This window comes from Yoonia sp. (genome assembly GCF_036770585.1).
Taxonomy (GTDB): Bacteria; Pseudomonadota; Alphaproteobacteria; order Rhodobacterales; family Rhodobacteraceae; genus Yoonia.
Window position 1 is genome coordinate 1 of record NZ_DAIPIW010000085.1, and the last position, 9,716, is coordinate 9,716.

Sequence of the window (9,716 nt, forward strand, 5' to 3'; positions counted from 1 at the left end):
ATGAAATTCACCCTCTCATGGCTGAAACACCACCTCGAGACCACCGCTTCCCTCGATAACATCGCCGAGGCGCTGACCGACCTTGGCCTCGAGGTCGAAGGCCTCGAGAACCCCGCCGAGAAGCTGGCCGATTTCACCATCGGCAAGGTGATCAGCGCGGAAAAGCACCCCGATGCGGACAAGCTGCGGGTCTGTCAGGTGGAGACAAAGGACGGCATGACGCAGATCATCTGCGGTGCGCCGAACGCGCGCGCGGGGATCACCGTCGTCATCGCGTCGCCCGGCACCTACGTGCCCGGCATCGACACGACCATCGGCGTGGGCAAGATCCGCGGGATCGAAAGCCACGGCATGATGTGTTCCGAACGCGAGATGGAACTCTCGGACGAACATGACGGCATCATCGAACTGCCCTCGGGCGAGGTGGGCGCGCGCTTCACCGACTGGCTGGCCGCGAACCGCCCCGACACCGTCGACCCCGTGATCGAGATCGCGATCACCCCCAACCGCCCCGATGCGCTGGGCGTGCGTGGTGTCGCGCGTGATCTGGCCGCGCGCGGTTTGGGCAAGCTCAAGCCTTTGTCGGTCGATCCGGTGCCGGCCAGCTTTACCGCTGATCTGACTGTCTCGATCGACGACGACACCCGCGACGGCTGCCCGGTTTTCGCCGGTCGCCTGATCCGTGGCGTCAAGAACGGCCCCAGCCCGGCATGGTTGCAACAGCAGTTGCGCGCCATTGGTCTTCGTCCGATCAGCTTCCTCGTCGATGTGACCAACTGGTTCACCTATGACCTGAACCGCCCCTTGCACGTCTTTGATACCGACAAGGTGGTCGGAAACCTGCGGGTGCATCGCGCGAAGGGGGGCGAGACGCTCTTGGCGCTCGATGACAAGGAATACAGGCTTGCGGCGGGTCAGATGGTCATTTCCGACGACAACGGCCCCGAAAGCATCGCAGGCATCATGGGCGGCGACCACACCGGCTGCACCGAGGCGACGGTGAACGTCTTTGTCGAAAGCGCCTATTGGGATCCGGTGCAGATCGCCTATGCGGGCCGTGCGCTGAAGATCAACTCGGATGCGCGCTACCGGTTCGAGCGCGGCGTCGATCCGGCCTTCACACCCGAAGGGCTGGAACATGCCGTGCGGATGATCGTGGATCACGCAGGCGGCGAGGTGTCAGAGCTGATCATGGCGGGTGCGGTGCCCGATACTGCGCGCGCCTACAGGCTGGACGCGGCGCGCTGTTCCTCGCTGGTGGGCATGGATATTCCCGAACCGGTGCAGCGCCAGACTCTGACCGCGCTCGGCTTCCGGATGGAGGGCAACATGGCCCATGTTCCAAGCTGGCGACCCGATGTGCTGGGCGAGGCCGATCTGGTGGAAGAGGTGGCGCGGATCGCCTCGCTGACCAAGCTGAAAGGCAAGCCCATGGCGCGCGCCAACGCAGGCGTGCCCAAGCCGATCCTGACCATCAGCCAGCAGCGCCAGCAGGCGGCGAAACGCACGGCGGCGGCGCTGGGCTACAACGAATGTGTGACCTACAGCTTCATCGACGCCGAGGCGGCGACGCTGTTCGGCGGCGGCGACGATGCGACCATGTTGGAGAACCCGATCTCGACCGAGCTGTCCCACATGCGCCCCAACCTGCTGCCCGGCCTGCTGCGCGCGGTCGCCCGCAATCAGGCGCGGGGTTTCATGGATATGGGCCTCTTCGAGGTCGGCGCAGGTTTCCAGGGGGGCGAGCCCGGGGAACAGCACAACCTTGTCACCGGCGTCCTGATCGGTCGCACCGGCCCGAAGGACGTGCACGGCACTTCGCGGCCTGTGGACCTCTATGATGCCAAGGCCGATGCCGAGGCCGTGCTGGCCGCCATCGGTGCCCCCTCCAAGGTGCAGATCCTGCGCGGGGCCGAAGGCTGGTGGCATCCGGGCCGTCACGGCAAGATCTGTCTGGGCCCGAAAAAGGTTCTGGCGGTCTTCGGCGAATTGCACCCCAAGGTGCTGCGCGCGATGGATGTGAAAGGCCCTGCCGTGGCCTTTGTTGTCTACCCCGACGAGGTGCCGGAACCACGCGCCAAGACGGCCACCCGTGCCGCGCTTCAGATCACCGACCTGCAAGCGGTCGAGCGCGACTTCGCCTTCGTCGTCGATGTGGAAATCGAGGCGCTGACGCTGGTGAACGCCGCGGCTGGTGCCGACAAGGCGCTGATCACGGACGTGCGCGTCTTCGACGAATTCATCGGCGGCAGCCTGGGCGAAGGCAAGAAGTCACTCGCGATCACCGTGCGCCTGCAACCGACCGAAACCACGCTCAAGGATGCCGAGATCGAGGCGGTCAGCGCGAAAATCGTCGAGAAGGTCACCAAGGCCACCGGCGGGGTGTTGCGCGGGTGAAAATCCGGCGCGCCACCGACGCCGATGCAGCACCTCTGACCCATGTGATCATCGCGGCCTATGCGCCCTACCAGCACCTCGACCTGCCGCCCGTCGACGAAGGTGTTGCCGAGGATATCATCCGCCACTATGTCTGGGTCGCCGAGATCGCAGGCGTCCTGCGCGGCGGCATCGTCCTGCGGCTGGACGGGCAGGCGCATATCGCGAACCTCGCCGTCGATCCTGCCATCGCGGGGCGCGGCATCGGGCGGCTGCTGATCGAGACCGCCTGTGCGGCGGCCAAGCGCGATGGTTTCGACGCGATCGAGCTTGCCACCCATCGCGGCATGACCGGCACGCAGGTCTTCTACCGCAAGCTGGGATGGGAGTTGGTTGGCCGTGAGGGCGAAAGGGTCTATCTTTCCAGGCAACTGACCTGAAGGAGCTGTCCCATGACCTTGCGTGTTTACCTGTCCGGCGAAATCCATACCGACTGGCGTGACCAGATCACCAAGGCTGTGACAGAGTCCGGACTGGATGTGGACTTTGACGGGCCGGTCACGGATCACGCCGCCTCGGACGATTGCGGCGTCGCGATCATGGGGCCCGAGGACAAGAAATTCTGGCATGACAACAAAGGCGCCAACCTCAACGCGATCCGCACGCGGATGGGGATCGAAAAGGCCGATATCGTCGTCGTGCGTTTTGGCGCGCAATACAAGCAATGGAACGCGGCCTTCGATGCGGGCTATGCGGCGGCTTTGGGCAAGTCGCTGATCGTCATGCATCAGGCCGAACACCAACATGCGCTGAAAGAAGTGGACGCCGCAGCATTGGCGGTGGTGGAAACGCCGGGTCAGGTGGTCGAGATACTGGACTACGTGCTGAACGGGCGGTTGCCGGGGTAGGACGCCTTCCTAGTCGTGCCTCTGGCCCCAGGCGGCCATCGCCGCGAAGACAGGTGACAAGGCGGCCCCTTTTTCCGTCAACCCATATGTGACGATGGGCGGAACGGTGGCTTGCGTGTCGCGCCAGATCAGCCCGTCCGTTTCCAGTTGTCGCAATGTCGCAGTCAGAACCCGCGGCGTGATCGGCGCAAGCGAGCGCCGCAAAGCGCCCCATCGCGTCGGGCCGCGCCCCCCAAGCCGGAACAACACCATCAACCGCCATCTGCCGTCGAGCAGCCGCAACGTGCGCTCGACGGGGCAATTCGCGGGGTCACCCTCGGGGAAAACAGGCGCGTCGTCAGTTTGCATGGGTGGTATCCAAAAGGTGCGTACTTGCGAAACAGGATATGCCCAGCCTAGGTGAAACCGACAGAGTTTTGCAACAGACGAAAGGCGGGTCAATGAAACTGCTGGTACTAGGTGCGACAGGTCGCACAGGTCGCGAGGTGGTCAAGGCGGCACAGAAGGCAGGCCATCACGTCACATCGTTCGGTCGGCGCGTAAGTGAGGATGCCGAGGTCAGCCTGACCGGTCAGTTCGGCGACGCCGCTTTCGTCGCTGCGGTGTCCGATGCCGATGCGGTCTTGTCCTGTCTGGCCTCGACCAATACCGATCCCGTCTGCTCGCGCGCTGCCGAGGCTGTCTTTCAGGCTGATCCGAAGGCGCGCTTTCTGACGGTCGCGGGGGCCGCTGTCGCGCGTCCGGGCGACGACAAGGGACTGGGCGACAGGCTGATCGGGCTGGTCATGAAGCTTGTCGCGGGCCGCATGCTGGCCGACCGGCAGAAAGAGGTCGACATGCTGGCGGCAAGCACCCTGCGTTGGACCGCACTCCGCCCGCCGCGTCTGACCTCGGGCAAACCTGCCGGTGGCTGGCGGTTCGATTTCGACCGGCCCCATACGACGGCGATTGATCGTGCGGATCTGGCGGCGGCCATGCTTGCGGCGCTGGAGGATGAAAAACTGGTCGGCCAAGCGCCTTTCGTTTCAGGTCTGCGGGGGGCTGCGTGATGCCGGTCTTGATCTACGGCTATGATCCGATTTGCGGCTGGTGCTATGGGGCCGCTCCGGCGATACGCGCAGCGGCGGATATCATCCCCGTTCGCCTTGCGATGGCAGGCCTTGTCGTCGGATCGCGTGTGGGTCCTGCGGCAGAAAAGGAAAGCTATGTCAGGCAAGCCGCTGTCCGGTTGCAAGCTGTGACCGGTCGCGCCCCGTCCGAGGCGTTCTTTGCATGGATGCGCAGGCCTGATGCGATTGCGGCCTCTGGCCCGCCCGCTGTTGCGGTCGATGCCGTCCGGCGTCAGGACCCCGACAGGGCCCTGGCCTTCGCACATGCTGTCACCGAGGCGCATTATGCCGAAGGGATGAACCCGAACGATCCCGACGCCTATGCCCCGCTGCTGGCGGCATATGCGCCCGGGGTGAAGCTGCCCGACATTCACGATCCCGCATTGGCCGATGCCGCCTTTGCGGATGGACGCAGGCTTGGGATCACGGCCTTTCCGACGCTCTTGTTGCAAGACGATAGCGGTCGGTTATCCCCGCTGCCGATGCACTATGCGCCAGAGGCGCTTGTGGCGGCGATCACAAAGGCGACCGGTGCCGAAAATGGGCGCAGCCGCCCTTGATCGATGGCTCAGGCGCCTGACGGATCGGGCACACGTTTGCCCTTGTCCACCGCTGGGCGCGCATAGAACCTTTCCACATAGGCCGGCACGTTCTTCAGGTCGTGATAGCCCACCTGATCTTTCGTCCCGTAGAATTCCAGCGCGTTGATCCAAGGGGCCAGCGCGATATCGGCAATCGAGTAATCAACGGCGATCCAGTCCTGACCGTCGAGCGCTTTCTCGATCACGGCCAGCAGGCGGATCGCCTCGTCGCGGTAGCGGTTGCGGGCGGTGGGATCTTCCATCTTGGCACCGCCGAATTTCCAGAAGAAACCCATCTGCCCGAACATCGGCCCGACGCCGCCCATCTGGAACATCAGCCATTGGGTGATCCTGTGTTTGTCGGCGGCGGACTTGCCGATCAGCTTGCCGGTCTTTTCGGCGAGGTAAAGCAGGATCGCGCCGCTTTCCCAGAGGCCGATTGGTTCCCCGTCCGGCCCGTCGGGGTCGATGATCGCGGGGATCTTGTTGTTGGGATTGAGCGACAGGAATGCGGGGCTCTTCACATCCGCATCCGCAAGGGTCACAAGGTGCGGCTCGTAGGCCAGCCCCATCTCTTCCAGCGCAATCGCGGCTTTGACGCCATTGGGGGTAGGGTAGCTGTAAAGCTGGATCACAGAGGGGTCCTTGGCGGGCCAGCGGGCGGTGATCGGAAAGCCAGAGAGGTCGGCCATTGCGTATATCCTTTGCATGTCTCGGTCGAAAACCACCTAAGCAGCCTGACACAGAATAAAACCCGTGCGTCTGTGTGAACAGGACGGTAACACTGTGCGCAGGTGCGCGAAGCCAGCCATAGCGACGCCGCCATGCCAATAGCTACGGGGAACAGGATGCTGAACGAATTCAAGACCTTCATCGCCAAGGGCAATGTCATGGACATGGCCGTTGGTATCATCATCGGGGCGGCCTTTACGGCCATCGTCACGTCGCTGGTGGGCGATCTGATCAACCCGATCATCGCGCTCTTCACCGGCGGGATCGACTTTTCGGGATGGTTCTACATCCTGGGCGACGGCACCTGCGCCTCGGTTGCCGCCTGCACCGAGGCGGGGATTTCCGTCTTTGCGATCGGGAATTTCCTGATGGCGGTGATCAACTTCCTGATCGTGGCCTTCGTGGTCTTCATGCTGGTCAAGACGGTGAACCGGATCAAGGACATGGCCGAGAAAGAGGCAGAGCCAGCACCCGAGGCCCCCAAGGGCCCGACCGAACTGGACGTCCTGCTGGAAATCCGCGACGCGCTTGCAAAACAACGATAGTGTGCAGCGGCGGCCCGTCTTGCGGCGGGCCGCCTGTCGGTCGAACCGAAGTGTGCCGCCGCAGGCTTACGCCTTGAGCGCCAGCGCAGGCGAGAGAACGTCGATCCCCAGCGCCTTGCCGACCGCGTAGTAGGTCAGCTTGCCTGCGTGCACGTTCAGCCCGTTCAGCAGGTGCGGGTCATCCTCGCAGGCCTTGCGCCAGCCTTTGTCGGCCAGCGCCAGCATGAAGGGCATGGTGGCGTTGCCAAGTGCGATGGTGGATGTCCGAGCCACGGCCCCGGGCATATTGGCCACGCAGTAGTGCATGATGCCGTCGACCTCGTAGACGGGGTTTTCGTGTGTCGTGGGTTTCGAGGTCTCGAAGCAGCCGCCCTGGTCGATGGCGACATCGACAAGGGCTGCCCCCGGTTTCAGCTCGGCAAGCTGCGCGCGCGAGATCAGTTTGGGGGCCGCCGCACCGGGGATCAGGACCGCGCCGACGATCATGTCGGCTTCGCGGGCCAGGTCGATGGTGTTTCCGGCGCTGGCGTAACTAGTCTTGAACTGCCCGCCGAAGGTGTCGTCGAGATAGCGCAGACGAGGCAGCGAGCGGTCGAGCACCGTCACATCCGCGCCCATGCCCGCCGCGATGCGTGCCGCATGGGTGCCGACGACGCCACCGCCGATCACGACCACGCGCGCCGGTCCGACGCCGGGCACACCGCCCATCAGCACGCCGCGCCCGCCGTTTGCCTTTTGCAGAGTCCAAGCGCCGACCTGTGGGGCCAGACGCCCCGCGACCTCGGACATCGGCGCCAGCAGAGGCAGCCCGCCGCGGTCGTCGGTCACGGTTTCATAGGCGATGCAGGTCGCGCCGGACCCCAGCAGGTCCTTGGTCTGTTCAGGATCGGGGGCAAGGTGCAGGTAGGTGAACAGGATCTGCCCCTCGCGCAGCATCTTGCGCTCGACGGGCTGCGGTTCCTTGACCTTCACGATCATGTCCGCGCTGGCGAAGATATCTGCGGCGCTCTCGGCAATCTGCGCCCCTGCGGCGATGTAGTCGTCATCGTTGAAACCCGCGCCCGCGCCTGCGCCGGTTTCAATCGTGACCTTGTGGCCATGGTGCACGGCCTCGCGCGCGGCATTGGGTGTCATCCCGACGCGGAATTCCTGTGGTTTGATCTCTTTGGGGCAACCGATATGCATCGTTGAATCCTCCTTCTCCCTGCCGCGAAGTGTCGCCTCTCGCGCCTGCAATGTCTTGGAAAACCATCTTGGCCTAGGCCCGTCTTGGCGGTAGGTTCGTGCGCGAAGAGGGCATTCTATCGAAGGAACGTGCGCCAAATGGAGATCGACAGTATCGACCGCCGTATTCTCGAGGTGCTGCAGAAGGCCGGCCGCATGTCGAATGCAGAGCTGTCCGAGAAGGCGAACCTGTCGGCTTCGGCCTGCCACCGCCGCGTGCAGCGACTGGAGAAAGACGGGTATATCCGCGACTATGTCGCGCTTCTGGACCCGCGCAAGGTGGGGCGTCCCACCACGGTCTTCGTCGAGATCACCCTAAGCGGCCAGGCGGACGAGGTGCTGGACGCCTTCGAGCGTGCCGTCGCCCGCGTGCCCGATGTGCTGGAATGTCACCTGATGGCTGGGACGGCGGACTATCTTCTGAAGGTCGTGGCGGGCGATACCGAGGACTTCGCACGCATCCATCGCAAGCATCTGGCGACCCTGCCGGGGGTGGCGCAGATGCAGTCTTCCTTTGCGCTGCGCACCGTGCGAAACACCACAGCTTTGCCGGTCTAGCCCGCAAGCCTTAACTGCGGCGCCTTTGACCTCGGACCGATCAGCCCTAGCGTTTAAGGGTGAATTGGAACGAAAGGAGCCCACGATGGCCGAGCAAGCCGAGCGTCCAGGCAGTCGCCTGATGGATCGCAGCGAATACAAGCGCAAACCCAAGCCCCTGACCAGCGGTCCCGACCAGACCGTGGCCGAGGCCGTGGCCGCCATGTCGGACAAGAACTATGGATGCGTCGTGGTGGTGGATGATGATGAAAAGGTCATCGGTATCGTCACCGAACGCGATGTGATGAACAAATTGGTCGGCAAGGGGCTGGACCCGAAGAAAACCAAACTGGCGGATATCATGACCCGCGATCCGCGTCTGGCGAAAGAGACCGACGACATGATCGACTGGCTGCGGATGATGTCGAACGAACGTTTCCGCCGCCTGCCGGTCGTCGATGATCAGGGCCGCGTGAAGGCCGTTTTCACCCAAGGCGATTTCGTCAGCTACACCTGGCCCGAGATGGTGGGCCAGATGAAAGAGGTGGCCAAGGCCACGGTGACCAGCAACTTCCATTATGTGCTGATCGGCGGCGGGATCGCGCTTTATTCACTTCTGATGATCATCGTCCTCGGCGCGCGCTAGGACCTCGTCCTTTTCCGGCGCAAGGCCGTAGGGGGCGACAAGGTTCCAGACATGCGCGGGGACCATGTTCTTCATCTTGGCCGGTTCCTCGCGGCGCAGGTGCAGGACGGTCTCGGCGGCTTTCATTTCCAGACGGGCGCGGGCGAATTCTAGGCCGCGTGGGCCGAACCGCGGCTGCACCCATGCCACGATGCCGCGCAGCCAGTCGGGCATCCGCCGCAAGGGCAGCCCGCCCGCCGCAAGCCTTGTGTTCTCGATAAAGCCTTTGACGCCGCCCGCGCGGTTGCCCTTGCTGCCGGGGGTGGCAAGGCGGACCTCGTCGCCCAAGCCTGCCAGCATCTCGGCCCCGCGCTGATTGCGCACGATCAGCCATTGCTCGCCCTCGCCCGCCATATAGCCGACGGTGATATCGGCCAGCCGGTTGGTGTAGTCGACGCAGGTGCGGCAGGTGGTCGGGAAGAAGTCGCGCGGCAGGTCCGACAGGGGCAGCCGCAGGAAGGGAATCTCGCGTTTCGTGCCGTCCGCGAACCGCATCTCGACGTGATAATCGGCGCGGAATTCAAGGTAGGTCACGGTCTCGGGCCTGTCGGTCAGGCGGGCGAGGAAGCCGTGGAAATTCTCGGTCGTCGTGTTGTCCGAACAGGGGGTGCCGATGACATAGAGACGCTCGAACCCCAGTTTCGCCTCCAGCGCGCGCAGGGCATAGATCTGGCAGGGGATGCCGATCACGGCGAGGCGTTTGTAGCCAGCCTCACGCGCCGGTTCCAGAAGGGCAAGCAGGGGGGCATAGCCCATCCGCATCCCGCGCGCCTCGGCCATTCGGGCGGGATCGGTGATCAGCGCGGGGCGGGGCCGCCATTTGTCGGTTTCATCTGGGATCATCGTCAGAACGGCATCGACGGCCCCGGTTTCCAGCAGACGCTCGGCCAGCCCTGTGGTCAGGCCGGTCCATTGCGCGCCTGTCCGGGCAGGGGTCAGGGACGCGCGATACATTCCCTGGAAGACGCCAAAGTAGGCCTCGTCGCCCGTCGTTTCGGCGGGGCGGCCGTGGATGCGGG

Annotated in this window: 12 protein-coding genes; 8 read left to right on the forward strand and 4 right to left on the reverse strand. The window is 64.2% G+C overall.

All coding sequences use genetic code 11. The features are described from left to right. The 3 genes from pheT to V7N12_RS12335 all read left to right on the forward strand — a co-directional run. Nucleotides 1-2,397, forward strand: a 2,397-nt coding sequence (pheT, locus tag V7N12_RS12325; protein ID WP_333714898.1) for a phenylalanine--tRNA ligase subunit beta, incomplete at its 5' end; no start/stop codon positions are given. Next, a complete protein-coding gene (locus tag V7N12_RS12330) occupies nt 2,394-2,816 on the forward strand; it encodes a GNAT family N-acetyltransferase (RefSeq protein ID WP_333714899.1) in 423 nt (140 codons plus the stop codon). The genes pheT and V7N12_RS12330, both read left to right, overlap by 4 nt. Before the next feature lie 12 nt (nt 2,817-2,828). Next, complete coding sequence (locus V7N12_RS12335; RefSeq protein ID WP_333714900.1) at nt 2,829-3,284, forward strand: YtoQ family protein; 456 nt, start codon at nt 2,829-2,831, stop codon at nt 3,282-3,284. Between the two features lie 9 nt (nt 3,285-3,293). Here the strand turns inward: V7N12_RS12335 and V7N12_RS12340 are convergent, their stop codons facing one another. Continuing rightward, nucleotides 3,294-3,632 carry a winged helix-turn-helix transcriptional regulator gene (locus V7N12_RS12340; RefSeq protein WP_333714901.1) on the reverse strand — a complete coding sequence of 113 codons (339 nt, stop codon included), beginning with the start codon at nt 3,630-3,632 and terminating at the stop codon, nt 3,294-3,296. 92 nt (nt 3,633-3,724) lie between these two features. Between V7N12_RS12340 and V7N12_RS12345 the strand changes: the two genes are divergently transcribed. Together V7N12_RS12345 and V7N12_RS12350 are read left to right on the forward strand one after the other, a co-directional pair. Further along, on the forward strand, nt 3,725-4,333 hold the full coding sequence (locus tag V7N12_RS12345; protein ID WP_333714902.1) for an NAD(P)-dependent oxidoreductase: 609 nt from the start codon (nt 3,725-3,727) through the stop codon (nt 4,331-4,333). Next, complete coding sequence (locus V7N12_RS12350; protein WP_333714903.1) at nt 4,333-4,953, forward strand: hypothetical protein; 621 nt, start codon at nt 4,333-4,335, stop codon at nt 4,951-4,953. Before V7N12_RS12345 ends, V7N12_RS12350 begins: the two co-directional genes overlap by 1 nt. Before the next feature lie 8 nt (nt 4,954-4,961). Here V7N12_RS12350 and V7N12_RS12355 read toward each other — a convergent pair whose 3' ends face one another. Then, nucleotides 4,962-5,666, reverse strand: coding sequence for a glutathione S-transferase family protein (locus V7N12_RS12355; protein ID WP_333714905.1), 705 nt, complete (start codon nt 5,664-5,666; stop codon nt 4,962-4,964). Between the two features lie 156 nt (nt 5,667-5,822). Between V7N12_RS12355 and mscL the strand changes: the two genes are divergently transcribed. Further along, on the forward strand, nt 5,823-6,251 hold the full coding sequence (mscL, locus tag V7N12_RS12360) for a large conductance mechanosensitive channel protein MscL (protein WP_333714906.1): 429 nt from the start codon (nt 5,823-5,825) through the stop codon (nt 6,249-6,251). 66 nt (nt 6,252-6,317) lie between these two features. On the opposite strand, the gene ald is transcribed toward mscL, so the two are convergent. Further along, nucleotides 6,318-7,436 (reverse strand): alanine dehydrogenase, encoded by a 1,119-nt coding sequence (gene ald, locus V7N12_RS12365; protein WP_333714907.1) that lies wholly within the window; start codon nt 7,434-7,436, stop codon nt 6,318-6,320. A gap of 138 nt (nt 7,437-7,574) precedes the next feature. Here ald and V7N12_RS12370 point away from each other — a divergent pair, with 138 nt between their 5' ends. Both V7N12_RS12370 and V7N12_RS12375 read left to right on the forward strand, forming a co-directional pair. Beyond that, nucleotides 7,575-8,033, forward strand: coding sequence for an Lrp/AsnC family transcriptional regulator (locus tag V7N12_RS12370; RefSeq protein WP_333714908.1), 459 nt, complete (start codon nt 7,575-7,577; stop codon nt 8,031-8,033). Nucleotides 8,034-8,118: 85 nt separating this feature from the next. Then, nucleotides 8,119-8,658, forward strand: coding sequence for a CBS domain-containing protein (locus V7N12_RS12375; protein ID WP_333714909.1), 540 nt, complete (start codon nt 8,119-8,121; stop codon nt 8,656-8,658). Here the strand turns inward: V7N12_RS12375 and V7N12_RS12380 are convergent. Next, nucleotides 8,623-9,716 (reverse strand): Coenzyme F420 hydrogenase/dehydrogenase, beta subunit C-terminal domain (locus V7N12_RS12380; protein ID WP_333714910.1); only part of this gene is annotated, 1,094 nt, incomplete at its 5' end. The genes V7N12_RS12375 and V7N12_RS12380 overlap by 36 nt on opposite strands.